25 protein-coding genes and 4 tRNA genes are annotated in these 21,087 nt (G+C 68.2%); 9 read left to right on the top strand and 20 right to left on the bottom strand.

Annotated features, from left to right (window positions below; all coding sequences use genetic code 11):
* Together ACUZ2Y_RS22910 and ACUZ2Y_RS22905 are read right to left on the bottom strand one after the other, a co-directional pair.
* On the bottom strand, nt 1-795 hold the full coding sequence (locus ACUZ2Y_RS22910) for an MlaE family ABC transporter permease (protein ID WP_091382700.1): 795 nt from the start codon (nt 793-795) through the stop codon (nt 1-3).
* Nucleotides 792-1,991, bottom strand: coding sequence for an ABC transporter ATP-binding protein (locus tag ACUZ2Y_RS22905; protein ID WP_476322101.1), 1,200 nt, complete (start codon nt 1,989-1,991; stop codon nt 792-794). The genes ACUZ2Y_RS22910 and ACUZ2Y_RS22905 overlap by 4 nt, the downstream gene beginning before the upstream one ends.
* 546 nt (nt 1,992-2,537) lie before the next feature.
* On the opposite strand from ACUZ2Y_RS22905, the gene ACUZ2Y_RS22900 reads away from it, so the two are divergent.
* Nucleotides 2,538-2,672, top strand: a complete 135-nt coding sequence (locus tag ACUZ2Y_RS22900; protein ID WP_476322099.1) for a hypothetical protein — start codon at nt 2,538-2,540, stop codon at nt 2,670-2,672.
* A gap of 51 nt (nt 2,673-2,723) precedes the next feature.
* On the opposite strand, the gene rplL is transcribed toward ACUZ2Y_RS22900, so the two are convergent.
* Entirely contained in the window at nt 2,724-3,110 is a 387-nt protein-coding gene (rplL, locus tag ACUZ2Y_RS22895; protein WP_476322096.1) for a 50S ribosomal protein L7/L12, read from the bottom strand.
* Between the two features lie 64 nt (nt 3,111-3,174).
* Nucleotides 3,175-3,750: a 50S ribosomal protein L10 gene (gene rplJ / locus ACUZ2Y_RS22890; RefSeq protein ID WP_476322093.1), complete on the bottom strand. Its 576-nt coding sequence runs from the start codon at nt 3,748-3,750 to the stop codon at nt 3,175-3,177.
* 268 nt (nt 3,751-4,018) lie between these two features.
* Between rplJ and ACUZ2Y_RS22885 the strand changes: the two genes are divergently transcribed.
* Entirely contained in the window at nt 4,019-4,774 is a 756-nt protein-coding gene (locus ACUZ2Y_RS22885) for a hypothetical protein (protein WP_476322091.1), read from the top strand.
* Nucleotides 4,775-4,862: 88 nt separating this feature from the next.
* Nucleotides 4,863-5,084 (top strand): hypothetical protein, encoded by a 222-nt coding sequence (locus ACUZ2Y_RS22880; protein WP_476322089.1) that lies wholly within the window; start codon nt 4,863-4,865, stop codon nt 5,082-5,084.
* Nucleotides 5,085-5,275: 191 nt separating this feature from the next.
* Here the strand turns inward: ACUZ2Y_RS22880 and rplA are convergent, their stop codons facing one another.
* The 13 genes from rplA to ACUZ2Y_RS22815 all read right to left on the bottom strand — a co-directional run bounded on the left by rplA (nt 5,276) and on the right by ACUZ2Y_RS22815 (nt 13,897).
* Nucleotides 5,276-5,995 (bottom strand): 50S ribosomal protein L1, encoded by a 720-nt coding sequence (rplA, locus tag ACUZ2Y_RS22875; protein WP_476322087.1) that lies wholly within the window; start codon nt 5,993-5,995, stop codon nt 5,276-5,278.
* A gap of 120 nt (nt 5,996-6,115) precedes the next feature.
* Nucleotides 6,116-6,550 carry a 50S ribosomal protein L11 gene (gene rplK / locus ACUZ2Y_RS22870; RefSeq protein WP_476322085.1) on the bottom strand — a complete coding sequence of 145 codons (435 nt, stop codon included), beginning with the start codon at nt 6,548-6,550 and terminating at the stop codon, nt 6,116-6,118.
* An 82-nt stretch (nt 6,551-6,632) separates the two neighbouring features.
* Nucleotides 6,633-7,460, bottom strand: coding sequence for a transcription termination/antitermination protein NusG (gene nusG / locus ACUZ2Y_RS22865; RefSeq protein ID WP_476322083.1), 828 nt, complete (start codon nt 7,458-7,460; stop codon nt 6,633-6,635).
* Between the two features lie 71 nt (nt 7,461-7,531).
* Nucleotides 7,532-7,957 carry a preprotein translocase subunit SecE gene (gene secE / locus ACUZ2Y_RS22860; RefSeq protein WP_476322081.1) on the bottom strand — a complete coding sequence of 142 codons (426 nt, stop codon included), beginning with the start codon at nt 7,955-7,957 and terminating at the stop codon, nt 7,532-7,534.
* A gap of 68 nt (nt 7,958-8,025) precedes the next feature.
* Nucleotides 8,026-8,098, bottom strand: a tRNA-Trp gene (locus tag ACUZ2Y_RS22855).
* Between the two features lie 153 nt (nt 8,099-8,251).
* Nucleotides 8,252-9,358, bottom strand: a complete 1,107-nt coding sequence (locus ACUZ2Y_RS22850; RefSeq protein WP_476322079.1) for an aminotransferase-like domain-containing protein — start codon at nt 9,356-9,358, stop codon at nt 8,252-8,254.
* A 63-nt stretch (nt 9,359-9,421) separates the two neighbouring features.
* Nucleotides 9,422-9,643 carry a hypothetical protein gene (locus ACUZ2Y_RS22845; RefSeq protein WP_476322077.1) on the bottom strand — a complete coding sequence of 74 codons (222 nt, stop codon included), beginning with the start codon at nt 9,641-9,643 and terminating at the stop codon, nt 9,422-9,424.
* Between the two features lie 96 nt (nt 9,644-9,739).
* Complete coding sequence (locus ACUZ2Y_RS22840; RefSeq protein WP_476322075.1) at nt 9,740-10,144, bottom strand: MaoC/PaaZ C-terminal domain-containing protein; 405 nt, start codon at nt 10,142-10,144, stop codon at nt 9,740-9,742.
* On the bottom strand, nt 10,141-10,599 hold the full coding sequence (locus ACUZ2Y_RS22835) for an FAS1-like dehydratase domain-containing protein (protein WP_476322073.1): 459 nt from the start codon (nt 10,597-10,599) through the stop codon (nt 10,141-10,143). The genes ACUZ2Y_RS22840 and ACUZ2Y_RS22835 overlap by 4 nt, the downstream gene beginning before the upstream one ends.
* Nucleotides 10,600-10,692: 93 nt before the next feature.
* On the bottom strand, nt 10,693-10,857 hold the full coding sequence (gene rpmG, locus ACUZ2Y_RS22830) for a 50S ribosomal protein L33 (protein ID WP_476322071.1): 165 nt from the start codon (nt 10,855-10,857) through the stop codon (nt 10,693-10,695).
* 88 nt (nt 10,858-10,945) lie between these two features.
* Nucleotides 10,946-11,018, bottom strand: a tRNA-Met gene (locus tag ACUZ2Y_RS22825).
* A 63-nt stretch (nt 11,019-11,081) separates the two neighbouring features.
* A tRNA-Thr gene (locus tag ACUZ2Y_RS22820) sits at nt 11,082-11,154 on the bottom strand.
* A 64-nt stretch (nt 11,155-11,218) separates the two neighbouring features.
* A complete protein-coding gene (locus ACUZ2Y_RS22815) occupies nt 11,219-13,897 on the bottom strand; it encodes a putative bifunctional diguanylate cyclase/phosphodiesterase (RefSeq protein ID WP_476322069.1) in 2,679 nt (892 codons plus the stop codon).
* 276 nt (nt 13,898-14,173) lie between these two features.
* On the opposite strand from ACUZ2Y_RS22815, the gene ACUZ2Y_RS22810 reads away from it, so the two are divergent.
* A complete protein-coding gene (locus ACUZ2Y_RS22810) occupies nt 14,174-15,130 on the top strand; it encodes a GNAT family N-acetyltransferase (protein ID WP_476322067.1) in 957 nt (318 codons plus the stop codon).
* A 42-nt stretch (nt 15,131-15,172) separates the two neighbouring features.
* On the opposite strand, the gene ACUZ2Y_RS22805 is transcribed toward ACUZ2Y_RS22810, so the two are convergent.
* Nucleotides 15,173-16,153 (bottom strand): winged helix DNA-binding domain-containing protein, encoded by a 981-nt coding sequence (locus ACUZ2Y_RS22805; protein WP_476322065.1) that lies wholly within the window; start codon nt 16,151-16,153, stop codon nt 15,173-15,175.
* 126 nt (nt 16,154-16,279) lie between these two features.
* On the opposite strand from ACUZ2Y_RS22805, the gene ACUZ2Y_RS22800 reads away from it, so the two are divergent.
* Both ACUZ2Y_RS22800 and ACUZ2Y_RS22795 read left to right on the top strand, forming a co-directional pair.
* Entirely contained in the window at nt 16,280-16,804 is a 525-nt protein-coding gene (locus ACUZ2Y_RS22800; protein WP_476322063.1) for a sigma-70 family RNA polymerase sigma factor, read from the top strand.
* Entirely contained in the window at nt 16,801-18,003 is a 1,203-nt protein-coding gene (locus ACUZ2Y_RS22795) for a hypothetical protein (RefSeq protein WP_476322061.1), read from the top strand. Before ACUZ2Y_RS22800 ends, ACUZ2Y_RS22795 begins: the two co-directional genes overlap by 4 nt.
* A 56-nt stretch (nt 18,004-18,059) precedes the next feature.
* Here the strand turns inward: ACUZ2Y_RS22795 and ACUZ2Y_RS22790 are convergent, their stop codons facing one another.
* Nucleotides 18,060-18,395 carry a hypothetical protein gene (locus tag ACUZ2Y_RS22790; RefSeq protein WP_476322059.1) on the bottom strand — a complete coding sequence of 112 codons (336 nt, stop codon included), beginning with the start codon at nt 18,393-18,395 and terminating at the stop codon, nt 18,060-18,062.
* An 816-nt stretch (nt 18,396-19,211) separates the two neighbouring features.
* A tRNA-Tyr gene (locus ACUZ2Y_RS22785) sits at nt 19,212-19,292 on the bottom strand.
* Between the two features lie 132 nt (nt 19,293-19,424).
* Between ACUZ2Y_RS22785 and ACUZ2Y_RS22780 the strand changes: the two genes are divergently transcribed.
* From ACUZ2Y_RS22780 to rfbA, 3 genes are read left to right on the top strand one after another with little or no spacing between them, the layout of a single operon-like run.
* Nucleotides 19,425-19,916 (top strand): YajQ family cyclic di-GMP-binding protein, encoded by a 492-nt coding sequence (locus ACUZ2Y_RS22780; RefSeq protein WP_091382770.1) that lies wholly within the window; start codon nt 19,425-19,427, stop codon nt 19,914-19,916.
* 39 nt (nt 19,917-19,955) lie between these two features.
* Nucleotides 19,956-20,210, top strand: coding sequence for a hypothetical protein (locus ACUZ2Y_RS22775; protein ID WP_476322057.1), 255 nt, complete (start codon nt 19,956-19,958; stop codon nt 20,208-20,210).
* The gene (gene rfbA / locus ACUZ2Y_RS22770) at nt 20,207-21,085 is read left to right on the top strand and encodes a glucose-1-phosphate thymidylyltransferase RfbA (RefSeq protein WP_476322055.1); all 879 of its coding nucleotides are present in this window, start codon (nt 20,207-20,209) and stop codon (nt 21,083-21,085) included. Before ACUZ2Y_RS22775 ends, rfbA begins: the two co-directional genes overlap by 4 nt.
* Nucleotides 21,086-21,087 lie beyond the last annotated feature (2 nt).

The raw sequence follows: 21,087 nt of genomic DNA, 5'->3' as shown, positions 1-21,087 counted from the left end.
TCAGCTCCCCTTCGCCGGGACGACCGTGAGGTAGACCGCGGTCAGCACGAAGTTGACGAAGAACAGCAGCAGGAAGGTGATGACGACGGACTGGTTCACCGCGTCGCCGACCCCCTTCGGGCCGCCCTTGGGGTTGAGGCCGCGGTAGGAGGCCACGACGCCTGCGATGAAGCCGAAGATCAGCGCCTTGAGCTCGCTGATCCACAGGTCGGGCAGCTGGGCCAGGGCCGAGAAGCTGGCCAGGTAGGCGCCCGGTGTGCCGCCCTGCAGCACGACGTTGAAGAAGTAGCCACCCATCACGCCGACGACGCTGACCAGACCGTTGAGCAGCACCGCCACCAACATGCAAGCCAGTACCCGGGGCACGACGAGGCGCTGGATCGGCGAGACGCCGAGCACCTCCATCGCGTCGATCTCCTCGCGGATGGTGCGTGAGCCGATATCGGCGCACACCGCGCTGCCACCCGCGCCCGCCACCAGCAGCGCGGTGACCAGTGGCGCGGCCTGCTGGATGATCGCCAGCACGCTGGCCGCACCGGTGAACGACTGCGCGCCGAGCTGCACGATCAGGGTGCCCAGCTGCAGGGCCACGATCGCGCCGAACGGGATCGCGACGAGCGCGGTCGGCAGGATCGTCACGCTGGCGATGAACCAGCACTGCTGGATGAACTCGCGGGTCTGGAACGGCCGCCGGAAGACGTTGACGACGACGTCGAGCCCAAGCGCGAACAGCCTGCCGGTCTCGCGGAGCGCACCGGCGCCGGGGAAGTTCGCGGGAGCGGTGCGCGTGGTCATGAAGCGCCGCCCGGGGGCTTCCAGGTGGTCTTCGGCAGGCGGGCGACCTGAGGATCGGACAGATCTCCCTGGAAGCCGCTCGGCTGGTCCTCCACCGGCCGCGGCCGCGGCGACGGCTGCACTGGCTGGAAGTTCTGGGTCGGCTGGTCGAGCCGCGGTCGCGACGCGGCGTTGGCCGGGACCATGTGCGAGTGCACGCCGTAGCGGGCGCGCTCCTCATCGGTCAGCGACTCGATGATGCCTTCCTGGGCGGCGTGCGGCAGCGTGTTCAGGATCCGCATGACGCGGTCCTTGCGGCGGCGCACACCGGCCCGCTCAGGCATGCCCGGGGTCGGCTCGATCTGCGGGACCACGCCGCGCAGGTCCTCGTCGCCGGAGCCGTCGGAGTGACCGGCGTCGGCGTGGGCCTGCTCGCGGGCCATCTGCGCCGCGTCCTTCTCCTCGGACATGCCGATCGGGCCGAGGCGGCGACCGTTGATGAACTGCTCCACCACCGGCTCGTCGCTGGTCAGCAGCACCTCACGCGGGCCGAACATGACCAGTTCCTTGCGGAAGAGCATGCCGATGTTGTCCGGGACGGTCCTGGCCAGGTTGATGTTGTGGGTGACGATGAGGATCGTCGCGTCGATTTGCGCGTTCAGGTCGATGAGCAACTGCGACAGGTATGCCGTGCGGACCGGGTCGAGACCGGAGTCCGGCTCGTCGCACAGGATGATCTCGGGGTCGAGCACCAAGGCCCGGGCCAGCCCGGCGCGCTTGCGCATACCGCCGGAGATCTCACCCGGAAGCTTCTTCTCGGCGCCCTGCAGACCCGTGAGCTCAAGCTTCTCCAGGACGATCCGCTTGATCTCGGCCTCGGACTTCTTCGTGTGCTCACGCAGCGGGAACGCCACGTTGTCGAAGAGGTTCATCGAGCCGAAGAGCGCGCCGTCCTGGAACAGGACACCGAACAGCTTTCGCGTCTCGTAGAGCTTGGCCTCGCTGCAGGTGACGATGTCGACACCGTTGATCACACACTTGCCACGGTCGGGCTTGAGCAGCCCGATCATGGACTTGAGGAAGACGGACTTGCCGGTGCCCGAGGGCCCGAGCATGACCGACACTTCACCCGGCGGCAGGGTCAACGTGACATCCCGCCAGATGGCCTGCTTACCGAAGGACTTCGTCAGACCCTCGATGACCACCTCGGCGCCCATCGAACCTCCCGACCTGTGGTTCTACCTGCCGCTTCGACTGCGGACGGTGTCTTCCATGCAACGACGGCGGGGCCTTCGGGTTACTGCCGAAGTTACCGCCGAGTTGGGAACGTACCTGGATGGCCCTTGTCACAGGAAATCGGATGTGAAGTAGCTAACACAAACACGCGCATCGAGGCAGGTCGCGTATTGGGCACCTCGGTAAGCGAAGCCCTCTCGGCGGAGCGCGACTCCCGGTGACCTTTCTCTACGCCGACACCAGCGCTGTCGTGCGGGCGTATTTGCCTGCTGAACCCGATCATGATGAACTCCGCGAACTCCTGCTGTTCGGCCCAGACCCGGTGATCACCAGCGAGCTGACCCGAGTGGAGTTCGCGAGCGCGATAGCCACGGCAGCCCGCATGAACCGCGCCTACGATCCATCGGATCTCCTCCAACGGTTCGATGAGGACTGCGGCGTCGGCGGCGTGGTCAACCTCATCAGATTGGACCCACCCAGCGCGCTCCCACTCGCGCGCGCATGTGATCCGATGTCCGGTGCGCACGATGGACGCCATTCACCTGACAACGATCACGATGGTGCGCGCCAAAGGCGCGGGAGGGGACGAAATCGTGCTCGTCACCAGAGACAAGAAGCAGGCCGAGGCGGCGCATGAGCTGGGAATCCCGGTCCTGACGTAGCCGAAGGGCCCGACGCGCGAGCGTCGGGCCCTTCGGACAGTGAAGTAGGAACTACTTCACGGAGATCTTGGCGCCAGCGGCTTCCAGCTTCTCCTTGGCGGCCTCGGCGGCCTCCTTGTTGACCTTCTCCAGGATCGCCTTCGGAGCGGCCTCGACCAGCTCCTTGGCCTCCTTGAGGCCCAGGCCCGAGACGACCTCACGGACGACCTTGATGACCTGGATCTTCTTCTCACCAGCCGACTCGAGGACGACGTCGAACTCGTCCTGCTCCTCAGCGGCCTCGGCCGGGGCGCCGGCAGGGCCGGCGGCGGCGACGGCGACGGGGGCAGCGGCGGTGACCTCGAAGGTCTCCTCGAACTGCTTCACGAACGCGGAGAGCTCCAGCAGCGTCATTTCCTTGAACGCGTCGAGCAGCTCGTCAGTGCTGAGCTTCGCCATGTTGGCGGTTCCTTTCACTTGCACACCCGGTAGAACGGGCGCGGTGTATTTCCGGGTGGTTTGTTCAGCTCTCGGCTGCGACAGCGTCCTCGGCGGGAGCGTCGGCCTCGGGGGTGGAAGCACCCTCGGCGGCCTTCTTCTCCTGCAGAGCAGCGGCCAGGCGGGCGACCTGCGACGCCGGGGCGTTGAACAGGCCAGCGGCCTTCGCCAGGTTGCCCTTCATCGCGCCCGCCAGCTTGGCGAGCAGCACCTCACGGGAGTCGAGGTCCGCGATCTTCGCGACCTCTTCCACCGTGAGCGGGCGGCCATCCATGTAGCCGCCCTTGATGACCAGACCCTTGTTTTCCTTCGCGAAATCGCGCAGGGCCTTCGCCGCGTCAACCGGTTCGCCCTCGACGAAGGCGATGCCGGTCGGACCGATGAAGAGGTTTTCAAGACCCTCCACACCGGCGTCGTCGGCTGCCCGCTTGACGAGGGTGTTCTTCGCGACGCGGTAGGTCGTGCCAGTGCCGAGAGCGCGACGCAGCTTCGTCAGCTGCGACACGGTGAGGCCCGTGTACTCGGTGACGACGGCAGCCGAGCTGTTGCGGAACTTGTCCGCGATCTCGGCGACTGCATTCACCTTGTCAGGCTTCGCCATGGTCGCCTCCTCTCGATGTGCATTGGGTATTCGCCGGCATCGAGGGCCCCGGAAACGCAGAACGCCCCGGCGCAGTGGCACGGGGCGTAAAAAGCGCGCGAGCGCTTGACACTTCCTCGTCCTCCTGCGCGGGCCGCCCGCATGTCGCGGAACCTTCGCCCTCCTCGGCTTGCGCCTCGGGGGAACCAGCGGTCTTCGGTAGAACCATCGATGAGAGTACGTGGTGCTCTATGCGGTCTCCAAATCGGGTCCACGGCATGATGGTCAGGTGGCCGACGACGAAGAGCCCAAGGGACTGACCCCCGCGCCCGGTGACCGGGGAAACCAGCCCGACCAGACCCCGCCGCCGTTCGTCCCGCCCGCGTCCCCTTCGGCGATGCCGCCGGGGCCGGTGCCGGAGCAGCAGTGGCGCGAATTCCAGGAGTTCCAGCGCTTCCAGGAGTTCCAGCGGAATTCGCCGCCGAAGCGGGGCAGGCCGACGTGGCTGCGGATCCTGCTCGGCAAGTGGGTCCGGCGGCTGGTGTTCCTTCTGGTGCTGGCGTTGGCGGCGATGTGGGCGTACCAGCATTACCTCGGTGGGCCGGACGAGGCACTGCCCGCTTCGGAGACCGGCGGCGGAAAGACCGAGCGGACCGTGCTGTTCGCGTCCTCGCCCAAGGAGGCGGTGCGCGCGCTGTACGACAACATCGCCCAGGACGTCCTGCCGGACGCCTGCACCCGCTTCGAAACCGAGGCGGTGGCGCTGAAGTTCGCGGACGCCTTCGGGGCGGCGAACTGCGAGGCCGCTGTGCACATGCTGAACAAACAGGTCGGCGTGGCAAATGACTACGCGGAGCCAACCTTTCCGCCGGTGGCCAAGATGCTTCCGAAACCGGACGGGACCGTGGTGATCAGCTCGTGCGAGATGGTGGTCCGGGACGGGCCGCGGCTGGGGCAGTTCACCCTGCGCAAGATCCCGAACGCTCGGGGCGAGCAGTGGACGATCTCGGGGTTCGCTTCCGAACCCTCATGTCCTACCGCTTGATCCCGACCAGAGGTGGCTTTGGACAAGGTGCGGACAAGCTGAGCATCAGCACTGCGACCACGGTCGACCTAAGTGATATCACCGGTATGTGAAGCAGATGATCACTCGTCTCGACGACGAGTTGCCAGTGCACACCGAGCCGCGCGAGTCGGTGATCGGCGGGGACCCGCGGCGCGGGGACCGCCGCCAGCTCAGCGCTGGAAGCGGAGCGCGACGCCCGATGAGCGTGCTGTACGCGGACACGAGTGCCGTCATCCGCGCTTACTTTGCCGACGAATCAGATCATCAGCGGCTCAGCGGCCTGCTCTGAGTGCCGCGGCACGCTGTGCCCGGGTCGACAACGCGAGCCAACTACTCGGGCGGCCCGATGAAGACTGCGGGGAGGATGGGCAGTTCGCCGTCCTCCGGCTCGACTCCGCCACCGTGTTCCCGCTCTGAATTCCCTGTCCCACAACAAGAAAGGCCCCGCCGAGGCGGGGCCTTTCTTGTTGTCGCTGTCGATCAGGCGTTCGCGTCGTCCTCGAGGAGGTTGCGGGTGCGCGCCGGGTCGACGGGGATGCCGGGGCCCATGGTGGTGCTGAAGGTGACCTTCTTCAGGAACCGACCCTTGGCCGAAGACGGCTTGGCCCGCAGGACCTCGTCCAGAGCGGCGGCGTAGTTCTCGACCAGCTTGGCCTGGTCGAAGGACGCCTTGCCGATGACGAAGTGCAGGTTGGCCTGCTTGTCGACGCGGAAGTTGATCTTTCCGCCTTTGATCTCGTTGACCGCCTTGGTGACATCCGGGGTCACCGTGCCGGTCTTCGGGTTCGGCATCAGACCACGCGGGCCCAGGACGCGGGCGATGCGGCCGACCTTGGCCATCTGGTCGGGGGTCGCGATCGCGGCGTCGAAGTCGAGCCAGCCGCCCTGGATGCGCTCGATCAGGTCTTCCGAGCCCACGGCGTCGGCGCCGGCGGCCTCGGCCTCGGCGGCCTTGGCGCCGGTCGCGAAGACGATGACGCGGGCGGTCTTGCCGGTGCCGTGCGGCAGGTTGACGGTGCCGCGGACCATCTGGTCGGCCTTACGCGGGTCGACGCCGAGCCGCATGGCGACCTCGACGGTCGCGTCGAGCTTGACCTTGGAGGTCTCCTTGGCCAGCTGGGCGGCCTCGAGCGGGCTGTAGAGCCGCTCGCGGTCGACCAGCTCGGCCGCCTGACGGTAAGCCTTGCTGCGCTTTGCCATTGCTGTTCCTTCACATTCATTGCACACCTGGGGCAGGAAACCGTCCCCGGCGTTACGGATCAGTCGTGGTGCGGACCAGCGCCTGGTCCTCCCACACTTGCTTGGTCTGGCGGGTGGTGCTTATTCGACCGTGATGCCCATCGAGCGAGCGGTGCCGGCGATGATCTTCGCGGCCTGCTCCACGTCGTTGGCGTTGAGGTCGGCCTTCTTGGTCTCGGCGATCTCGCGCACCTGGTCCCAAGTCACCTTGGCGACCTTGGTCTTGTGCGGCTCAGCCGAACCCTTCTCCACACCGGCGGCCTTGAGCAGCAGCTTCGCGGCGGGCGGGGTCTTCAGCTTGAAGTCGAACGTGCGGTCCTCGTACACGGAGATCTCGACCGGCACCACGGTGCCACGCTGCGACTCGGTCGCGGCGTTGTAGGCCTTGCAGAACTCCATGATGTTGACGCCGTGCTGGCCCAGCGCGGGGCCGACCGGCGGGGCCGGGTTGGCCAGGCCTGCCTTGATCTGCAGCTTGATGATCGCTGCAAGCTTCTTCTTCTTCTTGGGTGGCATTTCCGTGCTTCCTGTTATCGCGTGGTTCACCGCGGGCGAATGGCTGCGCCCGGGTGGCCGGCCGGTCCGGTGGTCGGACCGGTCAGATCTTGGAGACCTGAGTGAACGACAGCTCGACCGGAGTCTCCCGGCCGAAGATCGACACCAGGACCTTCAGCTTCTGCCCGTCGGCGTTGACCTCGCTGATCGTGGCGGGCAACGTGGCGAACGGGCCGTCCATGACGGTGACCGACTCGCCGATCTCGAAGTCCACCTCGACCTGCGGGCCGCGCGACTGCGCCGCCGAACCCTTCGCGGGCTTGGACTCCTCGACCTGCGGCAGGAGGAACTTCAGCACGTCGTCGATGGTCAACGGGGACGGCTTGGAGGTGGCGCCCACGAAGCCCGTCACACCCGGGGTGTTGCGCACCGCGGACCAGGACGGGTCGTTGAGCTCCATGCGGACCAGGATGTAGCCGGGCAGCACCTTGCGCTGCACCAGCTTGCGCTGGCCGTTCTTGATCTCGGTGACCTCTTCGGTCGGCACCTCGACCTGGAAGATGAAGTCCTCCATGTCGAGGGTCTGGATGCGGGTCTCGAGGTTGGTCTTGACCTTGTTCTCGTAGCCCGCGTAGGAGTGCACGACGTACCAGTCACCCGGGGCGCGGCGCAGGGCGTCGCGCATCTCGGTGGCCGGATCGGCGGGGGCCTCGTCGATCGGGGCGGCGTCAGCCTGAGCGCGCGCGGTGTCCTCGTCGGACTCCTTGGACTCCGCAGTGGTCTCGGCCTCGGCGTTCTCCACGGCGTCCGACTCGGTGGCTTCGGTGGGCACGACGTCGACTTCCGAGCCTTCCGGCGACGGGGTGACAACCTCGTCGTCGGTGAGGCTGGTCAGCTCACTGCCGCCCGCGGCGCCGTTCTCGGAGGTCACAGTTGGTCTCGCTTCCTTTCATACAACACGTATTCCGCATATTCGACCGGCGCGCCCCGCTGGGCGCAAGCTCAGCCGAACAGCCAGAACACGCCCTTGCCGAGAGCCAGGTCGAGGCCCGAGATGATGGCGACCATGAAGGCCACGAACACCAGCACCACGGTGGTGTAGGTGATCATCTGCTTGCGCGTCGGCCAGATGACCTTGCGCAGCTCGGCCACGACCTCGCGAAGGAACCGGGAGATGCGGGCGAAGATCGAGCCCTTCGACTCCTTGCGGTCCCTGGCAGGGGTGGGCCGACCCTTGCGGTCGGCCGCGTCGGAGTCGGCCTTGGCGCCGGACTTCGCAGCCCGGGCCTTCGCCCGGTCCGGCTTGCTGTCCGCGTCCTTACGGGCGGCCGGGCGAGCCGTGCCACGGCGTTCCCGCCGCGCAGCGGCGGTGACCGGACGAGAAGGGCGCTCCTGCTGCCCCTCTTCCCGTTCCTTGTCCTCGGCCACGCCAGTTCCTCCAACTCGGTGTGTATTCACCGCCCAGCCGGAGGTTCACCCGGGCTGGACGTCAAACGCAGGGGCGACAGGACTTGAACCTGCAACCTGCGGTTTTGGAGACCGCTGCTCTACCAATTGAGCTACACCCCTTCGCTGCCCACCAGCGAGCCGCTGGACCGCGTTCGGACGCCTTTGACTATCCCCACTCTAGCCAAGCGGGGAGCGTCAGGGCGTTCAAGCACGGAAGCATACGGCACCGGGCCCGAGGTACCGCAACCGAGTACCCCGAGCCCGGCCGTGGGCTCAGCCCGCGGCGACCTGAAGTGACTTCAGGGCGTCGGCGAGCCGGGTGATGCCGTCCTCGATCTGGTCCACCCGCACGCCGGAGTAGGCCATGCGCAGGGTCGACTGACCACCCTCGATGAGGAAGTCGGTGCCCTTGACGAACGTCACACCGCGCTCCTCGGCGGCGGGCAGCAGCTTCGCCACGTCCACACCATCGGGCAGCTCGACCCACATGAAGTAGCCGCCCTCGGGGGCGGTGAACTTGGCCTCCGGGATGTGCTTCTCCAGCGCGGCGCACAGCACCTGGACCCGTTCCGCCAGGGCCGCGTTCACCGTGGCGATGGAGCGCTCCATGCCGCCGCTGACGCAAAACTGGTGGACGATCGCCTGCGCGAGCATGTTCGGCGAGATGTAGGTGTTGGTCGCGCGCACCCGGATCTTGCCGATCAGCTCGGCCGGCCCGACCAGGTAGCCGACGCGGGTCCCCGGCGCCACGGTCTTGGAGAACGAGCTGGCGAACACGACGCGGCCGCGGCCCTCGTCGAGCTCCAGCATCGAGGGCAGCGCCTCGCCCGCGAACCGGATCAGCCGGTACGGGTCGTCCTCGAAGATCGTGAAGTCGTACTGCTCGGCCAACTCCAGCAGGCGCTTGCGCTTGGCCAGGCTCAGCGTGTAGCCGGCCGGGTTCTGGAAGTTGGGGATGATGTGCGCGAACGTCGGGCGCAGGCCGCCTTCGAGCAGCGCGGCCAGCTCGTCGGTGTCGATTCCGTCGACGTCGAGGGACACCGGGCGCACGTCGGCGTCGCGGCCGCGCAAGCCCAGCAGCGTGCGGTCGTAGGTCGGGCGCTCGACGATGACCGGCTGACCGGGCTTGGCCAGCTCGTCGAAGAGGAACGCGTCGGCCTGCATCGAGCCGTTGGTGACCAGCACCTGCTCGACCGGCACGCCGTGGAGGTCGGCGAGGTACTTGCGCAGCGGGACGTAGCCCACTGCCGTGCCGTAGCCCAGCGCGCCGCCGGGGTCGGTGGTGAGTGCGGCGTCCGCGGCAGCTTTGAGGCCGTCGACGTCGATGATGTCGAGGGAGGGGGCGCCGCGGGCGAAGGAGATCATTTCTGAGGCCGTCACCCTGTGAAATCTAGATGAACCGCACGCGGGGAGCCCGGTCGGGGCTCCCCTGCGCGGTTGTGCTCAGGCCTGGAAGGGGGCCAGGGCGGCGATGGCGGACGCGCGCTCGGCGTACTTCCACTTCGCCAGGTCGGCGACGGACTTGATGCCCAGCTCGGCGAGCAGCTCGTCGTGCTTGGCGGTCAGACCCTCCAGCGCCGAGGGCGGAGCGTCGAGCAACTCGGCCAGGCTCTTGTCCTCATACGCCTTGTCGACCAGCTTGTTCAGGTTCACGGCCACGAACATCCTCCTGGAGCGTGTAGCGACGGTCACGAAGCGTGCCCAGCCTGCACTCGTCCAGGTGTCACCGCAATGGCTTGCGGTGACCTTCGCTGAAACAGCTCATGAACGCGGTCGGAGCACCGCCACCGGCTTGCCGAGCACGGTCTTCCCGTCGAACTTCGCGGTCAGGTCGATCCGCACGGTGCCGTCGTCGTTGACCGCGCCGACCTTGCCGGACACCTCGACCAGCGCGCCCTTGTCGTCGTCGGGCACGACGACGGGCCGGGTGAACCGCGCTGAGTAGTCGACCAGCTCGCCGCCCCAGTCGCTCACCACGCGGGCCGCGATGGCCATGGTCAGCATCCCGTGGGCGATCACGTCGGGTAGGCCGACCTCGCGGGCGAAGCGCTCGTTCCAGTGAATGGGGTTGAAGTCGAGCGCGGCCCCGGCGTAGCGCACCAGGTCGGCGCGGGTGAGGGTGACCTCGATCGTCGGCAGCGGGTCGCCGACCTGTGGGGTGCTCATTCGCCCGCCTCCTCGGCGTCGCGCACGACGAGTTGGGCCTTGGCGGTGACGACCGGGTCGCCGTTCGCGTCGGCGATCTCGGCCCGCAGGGTGATGAAGTCGTTGCCCGCGCGGCTCATGATGTTGTCGACGTAGCCCGTGACGACGAGTTGGTCGCCGGCGACGAGCGGGCGGTGGTAGGTGAACCGCTGGTCCCCGTGCACCATCCGGCTGTAGTCCAGCCCGAGTTCGGGGTCGCTGACGATCATGTTGATCGCGGCGAGGTTCACGATGGTGGTGAAGGTCGGCGGCGCGATCACATCCGGATATCCGGCGGCCCGCGCGGCCTCGACATCGACGAAGAGCGGGTTCGAGTCCCCGATCGCCTGGGCGAACTCGCGGATCTTCTCCCGACTTACCTCGTACACCGGCGACGGCGGATACGACCGCCCGACAAATGATTGATCCAAGGCCACCGGCGAAGGTTACCCAAGAGGTTGTCCGCAGATGCCGAAGACCGCCCTACCAGCGGGTAGGGCGGTCTTCGGTGATCAGTCTTGGGACCCGCGTCAGCGAGTTTCCTTGTGGAGCTGGTGAGCCTTGCAGTTGGGGCAGAACTTCTTCATCTCCAGGCGATCCGGGTCGTTACGCCGGTTCTTCTTGGTGATGTAGTTCCGGTGCTTGCAGCTCTCACACGCCAACGTGATCTTGGGCCGCACGTCCGTCGAAGCCACAGCAGTACCTTTCTCACATCACAACCAGGCGGGCCATTTCCCAGCCCAGGTTCCCACCCAAATCGGGTGGGGGTTCAGACCCATCGCGTAGCGGTGGCCGGACTTGAACCGGCGACACAGCGATTATGAGCCGCTTGCTCTACCAGCTGAGCTACACCGCTTTGACATGGATCAAGCCGCGACACACCGCAAGGATATCTCGGTGCAACGCGGCCGATCTGTCGAGCCCCTTTACGGAATCGAACCGTAGACCTTCTCCTTACCATGGAGACGCTCTGCCGACTGAGCTAAAGGGGCTTGTCCCTGGGGACGGGCGTAACTTTACACAGCAGTCCGGAAAGCTCCAAAACCGGGGGTGGGATCACGAGAGCAAGGTCAACACGGTCTCGTCGCGCAAGCCCTTGGCCTGCATGGTTCTGGCCTGCAGCCACGCTTCCAGCCGACTTTCCGACAGCGGGCGGGAGATCAAGTAGCCCTGCGCGACGTCACAGCCCATGGCCGCGAGCTGATCACGCGCGACGTCTTCCTCGACGCCTTCGGCGACCACGGTGAGGCCGAGCGAGTGGCCGAGTTCGACAATCGAGCGGACCACCGCGTGGTCGCCGAGGTCGGTGCCCATGCCGAGCACGAAACTCTTGTCGATCTTCACCTCGTCGACCGGCAGCTGCCGCAGGTAGGCCAGCGACGAGTAGCCGGTGCCGAAGTCGTCCACGGCGAGCACGACACCGAGCGCGTGCAGCCTGCGCAGCACCGGAAGGGCCCGCTGCGGGTCGGCCATGACGCCGGACTCGGTCAGCTCCAGGGTGAGCAGCTCCGGCGGCACACCGTGCCGGTCGAGCGCTTCGGCGACCCGGTCGGGGAACGCGGCGTCGTCGAGGCTGCGCACCGACAGGTTGACCGCGGCGGAGATCCGCAGACCCCGGTCGAGCCACTTGCGGACCCGGATGAGGGACTGGTCCATCACGAACCCGGTCAGCGCGTCGATCAGGCCCGCCGCCTCGACCGCGGGGACGAACTCGTCGGGGTCGAGGTTGCCGAACTCGGGGTGGCGCCAGCGAACCAGCGCCTCGACGCCGAGGACCTGGCGGCTGGGCAGCGCGACCTTCGGCTGGTAGTGGACCTTGACCTGCCCGGTCTCCAGGGCCTGCCGGAACTGGGTGACGAGTTGGAAGCGGCGCAGGAAGATCTGGCCCATGGTGGGCAGGTACACACGGACGTTGTCGCCGCTGGACCGCGCGGCCCGCAGCGCGACGTCGGCCCGCTGCAGCAGCGAGTCGACGTCGACGTCGGCGGCGAGGCTCTCGCCTTCCAGCGACTTCGGCGTCGAGTAGCCGACGACCGAGCCCGCCTCGACGGTGAGCCGGTCTACCGGGTACGGCGCGGCGACGGACGCGCGCAGGCGTTCGGCGATGGCGTGGGCGCGGTCGTCGTCGGTGTCGACGAGGAGCGCGGCGAAGGCGCCGCCCTCGAGCCGGGCCAGGGCCACGGCGGAGCCGAGTTCGTCGCGCAGCCTGCGGCCCGCGGCGACGACCATCCGGTCGCTCCACGCGTAGCCGAGGGCGTCGCTGACGGTGGCGAGCACGTCGAGGTCGATGCGCAGGACCACGGAGCCGGGGTGGCGGCGCAGCTGGTCGCCCGCGGCCCGACGGAAGCCGAGGCGGTTGAGCAGGCCGGTCAGCGGATCGTGGTAGGCGTCGTGGCGCAGGGTCGCGAGCAGCCTGCGGTTGTCCATGGCGGTCGCGAGGTGGCTGGCCATGGTGCCGATGAGCCGCACGTCGGGCCTGCCGAAGCCGCGCCAGCGGGACAGCTTGTCGTGCGCCTCGACGATGCCCAGGAGGTGGCTGCCGCTGCGCAGCGGGACCACGAGGGCCTCGTCGGCGCCGCGGCGCATCAGCGCGTGGCGGATCTCGGGTGCCGCGTCGCCGCGGCGGAAGTGGCGGACCTGCGAGCCGGGCAGGCGCAGCAGCGCGTCGGCGCGGGCGCCGGTGGCGTCGACGCCGTACATCTCGGCCGGGAGGTCTTCACCGGAGACGACAGTGTGCAGCGGCTGCTGGGCGTCGAACCGCAGGCGCAGCACGACGCGGGCCGCGCCGAGCTGGTCTTTGATCCGGTCGGCGATGACTTGCCACTCGTCGTCGGTGCTCTGTTCGACGCGCGCGGACTCGCTGACGCCGAGCGACGGTTTCGCGGCGGCCTGGTGCCCGGCGCGGGCGACGATGAGGCTGACTTCCGAGAGCGCTTCGAGGTCGCGCTGTTCGCGCAGCATCCCGGAGTAGGCGAGGTAGAGGGCGGACAGGCCGCTGAGCGCGAGGACCAACAGCGGCGCGCCGGACTCGGCGTGCACCGCGACCTGGTAGCCGATCACGCCCGCGGAGGCGTTGACCATGCCGAGGACCAGGGTGCGCAGGACCAGGCGGACGGCCGCGCCGACGCGCATCCGGCGGCCGAGGACGCGCACGCACACCAGGGCGAGCAGGGTGCTCGACAGCGGTGCGACGAGCGCGCCCGCGATCACTCCGGCCCATGAGGGTCCGAAGCCGCCGAGCAACTGGTTGACCAGGGTGAGGGTGGCGAACGCGGAGCAGATCTCGAAGATCATCGCGCCCGCGTTGTAGAGGATGCGGTCATGGACCCGGCGCACGAGCAGCGTGCCGACACCGGCGGCCAGGTGGGCGGCGAGGACGACTTCGAACGGCGCCACGAACAGGCCGATGACCAACGGGATCTCACAGAAGGAGATCGACCACGACACCCCGCTGCGGACGTCGATGTTGATCGCGAGCTGTTCGGCGATCAGGAACCCGAGCGCGAGCAGCAGGCCGATCCAGATCAGCTGCGGGCGCGGATACGAGGGAAGCCACCACGACACCAGGCAGGCGGCGGTGACGGCCGAGACGAGAACCAGGAGGGAGAAAACCAGGAAGCGCCGGTTCGGCGCCGGATCCTCGGCAGGCCACTGAGGGATTTCAGACTGAGGGATTTCAGCAGGTGGCGACGACGGTGTCGCCACCGGTTCGGCCGCTCCTGAGTGGTCCGGCATGCAACCTCCTCGGACGGCCGATGGTGGGCCCGGTTGGTGTACCCCGCACATGGCGGGTCCCCCGACGGCTAGCTGACTGTACCCCGATCAGGCGAAAGAGGCACGTGTGCTAGTTACCCGCAGACACCGTGATCCGACCACATCCCCGGCAGGTTGATGACACTGCGCCGACCGTGACGTGCGCGTGGGCACTGTCCGACGTGATCGGCGGATTACCGATGGATGACACGGGCACCCCGTGCGGGTGACCCCTCCCCCTGCGCTTTGATGGGCGGCGTGGACCCTGCCGCGATCATCGCCGAGCACGCCGCCCGCGTCAGCGCGTCGGATCCCCTGCTGCCCGTCCCCGCGGAGTTGCGGGAAGGGACGCGGCTCTCGGTCGACGGCGGGGAGGCGGTGAGCTGGTTCCAGCACCTGCCCGTGGGGCTGGCGGCCCGGAGCTGGGAGCCCGCGCGCACGCACAACCTGGACGTCCGGCTGGCGGGCGGCGACCGGGCAGGCACTCTCGGCGCGCTGCTGGACCGGTGGCTGGACTTGATCAAGGATACGGTCACGCCGGGGGACAGCGACTCCGCGGCGGTGGTCGAGCTGCCGAGTCGCGACACCGAGGCGGTGTCGGCGCTGGTGCACCGCGGGTTCGTGCCGTGCAGCGTGCTCGCGGTGCGCAAGGCGGGCCGCGGCGGGCAGGCGGGCGACCCGGGTGTCCGCATCCGGGCGGCGACCGCGGATGACCTGGCGGTGGCGACCGAGCTGAACCTGACGGTGGTGCGCTTCGACGCTTCCTTCGGCAAGATCACGCCGCGCGACAGCACCGAGGAGGTCCTGCGCAACCAGCTCGTGTTCCTGCTGTCCCAGCCGGGGCCCCTGGTGTGGCTGGCCGAGCGCGCCGGCCGGGTGGTGGGGATCGTCCACATCCAGCTGCCGCCGGTGTCGAACTGGGCGGGCCGCTACGTCGCCGCGCCCACCACGGGCTACCTCGGGTGTCTCGGCGTGGTCGAGTCCGAGCGTGGCGGCGGGATCGGCGCCGCCCTCACCGCCCACGCGCACGCCGTCATCGACGCCGCGGGCGTGCCGGTGACCCTCCTGCACCACGCTCTGCCCAACCCGTACTCGACCCCGTTCTGGTACGCCATGGGCTACCGCCCCCTCTGGACCACCTGGCTCCGCCGCCCCACCTTCCCCACCCCGCGAGTCCCCCCGCCAGGCAAGCGAGTCGCCCCCTCAGGCAACTGAGTTCGACGTTCAGGACAACGAGTTCTCAGTTCAGGACGGCGGTCAGTCCTCGAGGAACCTCGCGATGTCGGCGATCTCGGCCTCGACGGCGTCACCGATGCCCTCCGGGAGCCTCCCGAACGGGTCGATTTCGATCTTGCCGCGGATCCGGCGCCAGGTCGCGACCGCGCGGCCGTCGACCAGGACCGCGGGCATGACGAACCCGCCACCCGCCTGGAGCTTGCGCGCGTGCTCGGCGGGCACCGGCCGCTCGCGGTAACCCAACAGGTAGGCGTCGAAGTGGCCGACCAGCCGGACCGTCCGGCCGGGATCGGTGGGCGCGGGCGGTTCCTCGGCGTCCTTGAACGCGGCTCGGGCCTTCCCCAGCGGCAGTCCCGACCAGGTGGCGAAGTCCTCGGCGGTGGCGGGCGCGTGGCCCGCGAGATACCGCCCCGCGAGCCGGGTCAGCGCGCGCGGCTCGTCCACCGCGGGGAGATCGCCGAACCGCACGTAGGTCGGCTCGTCGTCACTCCGATCGGGGCCGCGGCAGATCAGGCCGGTCATCGCGGCGTAGGCGATCAGGTGCGCGGGCGCCTGGGTGCCGGGGTCCAGGTCGATGCCCTCGGCCCGCAGGGTCTCGACCAGTTCGGCCCGCGTCCGCGGCTTGACGGCGGCGTCGGCGATCACCTCGGCGCCGCGGGCGGAGAGGTCGTCGTCCAGGCCGAGCCGGGACCGTCTCCCGCGCAGGCCGTGGGCGAATCGCGGGCCGAGCAGCGCGACGACCCAGCCGACGTCCTCGGCGGCGAGCATGTGCAAGGTCCCGCGCATCGCCCAGGTGCGGACCACGTCCCCGGCGGCGACCGCGGTGTCGACCTCGGCGCGGGTGAGGCCGTCGGTCCGGGCGCGGACGGCGAGCCGGTTGGCCCGGACGTCCTGCGCCTGCAGGGCCACGACCCGGCGCACGGCGTCGACCGTCGACGCCGGGCGGCGGCCCGCGAGCCCTTGGGCGACAGTGCGGGCGACCAGCGGATTCACCGTCGTCATGGGCCAGAAGGTAGCGGTCGTGGGTCCGATCGGGGAAAGTTCGACGATCGCGGCAACCTTTCGGCACTCCCCACGGTCTAGGGGGTGGATCGGGACGGAAATCGGCGGCGGATGGGGGGTGGCGGCGTGCGGGAGGACCTGGATTTCGACGGGTTCGTCCGGGAGCGGTACGACCAGCTCCTGCGGTACGCCGTGATGCTCACCGGTCGCCGCTGGGACGCCGAAGAGGTCCTGCAGGAAGCGCTGGTGCGCTGCCTTAAGAGATGGCGCAAGGTCCCCGCGGACAACGCGGTGGCCTACGCCCGCAAGGCGATCTACCACGAGTTTCTGCGCTCGGCCAAGCGCAAACCGCTGGCGACGCTCGACGAGATCGCCGGACAGCTGGACCTCGAGGACTTCGCCGGTGCCGTGGTGGCCCGCGAACACGTCCTCGCGGTCCTGCAGATCCTGCCGCCGCGCCAGCGGGCCGCCGTGGTCGCACGGTTCTGGCTGGATCTGACCGAGGCGCAGACCGCGGTCGAGTTGGGGTGTTCGGTCGGCACCGTCAAATCACTGACCAGCCGGGGGCTGGCGAAGGTCAGGGAAACGTGGAAGGCGGGGGCCGTGGAACACGCGACGGCAGTCCCCTCGCCAGTGAGGAGGTGGGCATGATCGCGGACGAGCAGGACCGGACCGTGGCCCGGCTCCGCCACGAACTGGGGGCCATGGACGTGCACGCGCACGTCGATCAGGTCGACCGGATGCTGCGCAGGGTGCACACCCGCAGGCGGGAACAGCGGCAGCACACGGTGCAGATAGTGGCGGCGTTGGCCGTGGTGCTGATCGCGGTGGCGGGCGCGTTCGTCGTGAGCTGGCGACCCGCCGAACCGGACATGACGGCGCCCGCCGCGCCGGTGATCGAGTGGCCGCTGCGGGGCAACCTCACGGGTGACATCGCGCTGCACGAACGGGCCGAGGCGATCTGGCGTGCCGCCGGGCCGAACGGGCCGAGCGGGCCGGTGCGGACGATCTACGCGGGCAATCGCAAAGACCGGTCGGCGGGCATGGTGGTCATCGCCATGTCGGCGCCACTGGACTCGGGACGCAGCCAGGTGGCCTTCGTGACCAGCGCGGTCAGCATCCATGGCGTCGCCGACGAGACGAAGCTGTTCCTGCGGTCGGTGGCGACGGTGGAGCCGGGCCAGCGGGCCGTGGGCTTCGTCGTGGCCAAACCCGCGTCGGGCGACGAGGAACTGCGCGGCGGTGGGGCGCTCGGCTTCGCGCTGGCCACGCCGGGGGCGACCGCGATCAAGTTCCAGTCATTGATGTACGACATGCAGCTCGAGGAAGGACAGCCGATCGCGCCGGACGGCGTCGCTTGGCTCATCGGCCAGTCCGGGGTGGCGGCGTGGAATTCGACCGTCGAGGTGGCCGCGCTGGCGCCGATTTCGGTGCGGCTGGCGCCTGCCCTGACCGACGCGGGTGTCGAGCCGGTGACGCTGACGACGTCGGGGCAGACCACCAAGGCGATGGGCGACGTCCGCCCGGGTGACTTGATCGTCACCCCGGAAGGGCTGGTCGGTGTGGTCAGCGGGTCGGACGGGACGGTGGACACCAGGCTCACGGGGCTGGGCTCCATCGGCACGGTCCAGATCGCCCGGTCGACCATTCCCGGCGACCTGGTCGAGCGGGCCGGGGTGCTGACCTTCGAGGCCACCGGGCCGGGAGACGTGCTGCCCGGCAACCGGCTGGTGCTGGCCAACGGGGACCTGGTGGTCAACCTGGGCAGGATCGCCGCGGACCGCCGGGCCGTCGAGCGGATGGTCGACCCGAACACGGTCACGACCGCGATGCGGGTCAGGCAGCGATGAACAGACTTACAACCGCGACGGAGGTGGGGCGCCAGCCCCACCCCCGCCATACCGGATCAGTTCGGCGACGCCCAGCCGTCGCCCCACACTCTGGAGGGTCCCCAGTCCTTGGTCAGGCGGAAGTAGTGCTCGTTGTACGGGTTGAGGCCGTGCCAGCAGTACCCGTAGTAGTACCCGTCGAGCTTGTACCGGACGGGCAGGCCGATGCGGGTGTCGACGCCGTAGGCGTTCCACATCTCGACCTTGAGCTCGCGCCACCAGTAGCTCGGGTCCGTGCTGCCGGTCGCGCGGAGGTTCACACAGGCGGTGCCGTCGTACGACGGCCAGAACGAGCGGGAAGCCAGGCTCGTGGAGAAGTCGTACGAGAAGTTGAACGGCAGGTAGCTGGCCATGACCGAGTACTGGGTCGTGGCGCCTGGACGATCCTTCCCATCGTCCGGGATCATTTCCAGCCAGGGCGCGTTCGGATCAGGGCGGCCGGGTACCGGCTTCGCCGTATCCGGCCGGTCCCCGCGATTTCGGCCATCATCGGCGACCGCACTGGGCGCCGACACCGTAATAGACAGTATTGACAGCCCGACTAGCAAAAGACGCTTAATTTTCGAAGACAACACCATTACTCCCTCCCGGAGTCAGGAATGGAAAGTTAGTCACAGAGCATGGTGGTACACGTCCATCTTTCGGGTGACACCAGGTCGACACCGAGCGCGTCGGCCGGAAAGTGCGACAAATGGCCGCAGACATTCGGTCCAAAGAGAGCAACGTGTGGCCGCATCCGGCATATCCGGGGAACGCAAAGGTCACGGTCCCGCCACTGGCCGGCAGGGGCGTCCTGCGGCGGGACCGCGGGCGAACGCATCCTCGATGGGGACTCCCGACCCCGCATTCGCCGGGCGACATCCTGCCCGACGCTTCGCGGACACCAGTAATTCATAGAATTTCAGCGACGATCCGTGGGGGCTGAAATTAAGAAACGTCCGCCGGGAAGTTAAAGGCCCGGCGGCACCACCCGATCGCGCTGCCCTCGCGCGCGATGGGGACCGGGTCCGGCCGCATTTGCAGGGATGCGGCCGGGCCCGCCTTAATTCAGCGGGCCGGTTGGTGACATAAGAGGAAATTGGCCGGGCCGGTGGCCAACAGCCGCGGACCCGGCAGAACGAAACAAGCCTATGACCGTTCGCACAGGTCATAGGCTTGTTTCGGTGATGTGGCGGGTGAAGGATTCGAACCTTCGAAGCTTTCGCGACGGATTTACAGTCCGCTCCCATTGGCCGCTCGGGCAACCCGCCGGGTTCGTCCAGCGCCGCTGGACGGGGGGAACAATACCCAACCCCCTCCACCGGGTTCCAATCGGTACCCCCAGTGCCCCGCGGCGGTAGCATCCAGGCCACCAGAACCCCTGATGTGGAGGTGCGAGACACGTGGCGGACCCGTCTTTCGACGTGGTGAGCAAGGTCGACCGGCAGGAGGTGGACAACGCGCTCAACCAGGCCGCGAAGGAACTGTCCACTCGGTTCGACTTCCGCAACACCGGCGCCCAGGTGAGCTGGAGCGGTGACGAGGCGATCACCTTCCAGGCCGACACCGAGGAACGCTGCGCGGCGGCGATCGAGGTGTTCAAAGAGAAGCTGATCAAGCGCAACATCTCCCAGAAGGCGTTCGACGTCGAGGAGCCCGCGCTCTCCGGCAAGGTCTACAAGGTCACCGGCACCCTGGTGCAGGGCATCACCTCGGAGAAGGCCAAGGAGATCGCCAAGAAGATCCGCGAGGAAGGCCCCAAGGGCGTCCAGGCCCAGATCCAGGGCGACCAGCTGCGGGTCACCGGCAAGAAGAAGGACCACCTGCAGGACGTCATCACCCTGCTCAAGACCGGCGACTTCGGGATCGCGCTGCAGTTCACGAACTACCGGTAAGCACGATGGGAGACCCCGGCAGGGTGTCTCGGCGGCAAGGTGGAGATTCACCCCGTCCCCCTGCCGGAGGTCGCCATGAATGAGCACAACGCGGGCATCATCGACGTCGACGACATCGAGCGTCGGCTCTCCTTCGTGATGCGGTCCATCAATGTCGCGCTGGCGTTGCGCGACCGGTCGCGGTTCCACCGGGCGTGCGCGCTGCGGCGCGATTTGCTCACATTGCGGGCGAAAGCGGTAAACGAAAGCGGCCAAGGCTCGATGCTGGACGAGACACGACAGGAGCCGCGATGAAGGGCATCATCCTCGCCGGAGGAAGCGGGACGCGGCTGCATCCGATCACCCAAGCGGTGTCGAAGCAGCTGCTCCCGGTCTACGACAAACCCATGGTCTATTACCCGCTGTCGGTGCTGATGCTGGCCGGGATCCGGGACATCCTGATCATCTCGACCCCCACCGACCTGCCCAACTTCGAGCGGCTGCTCGGCGACGGCAGCCAACTGGGTGTGCGGTTCACCTATGCGGTGCAGCCGGAGCCCAACGGGCTGGCGGAGGCCTTCATCATCGGCGAGGAGTTCATCGGCGACGACCCGGTCGCGCTGATCCTCGGCGACAACATCTTCTTCGGGCAGAGCTTCTCCCACCAGCTGCAGGAAAGCGTGGCGACGCTGAACGGCGCCGTGCTGTTCGGCTACCGCGTGAAGGACCCGGAGCGCTACGGCGTCGGCGAGGTCGACGCCGAGGGCAGGCTGGTGTCGATCGAGGAGAAACCGGCGAAGCCCAAGTCGAACCGGGCCATCACCGGGCTGTACTTCTACGACAACGACGTCGTCAAGATCGCCAAGAACCTCCGCCCGTCGGCTCGGGGGGAACTGGAGATCACCGACGTCAACCTGGAGTACCTGCGGCAGGGACGGGCCACGCTCGTGGACCTGGGGCGCGGGTTCGCGTGGCTGGACACCGGGACGCACGACTCGCTGCTGGAGGCGGGACAGTTCGTGCAGGTCTTGGAGCACCGGACGGGGGTACGGGTGGCTTGTCTTGAGGAGGTCGCGCTGGAGCGCGGGTTCATCACGGCGAACGAGTGCTACGCCCTGGGCGAGAAGCTGGCGAAGTCGGGGTATGGGGAGTACGTGATGGCCGTGGCCAAGGCTGCTGGGGCTCGTTAGAC

This window comes from Actinokineospora sp. UV203 (assembly GCF_056323665.1).
This window is presented reverse-complemented; position numbering and strand designations above follow the sequence as displayed.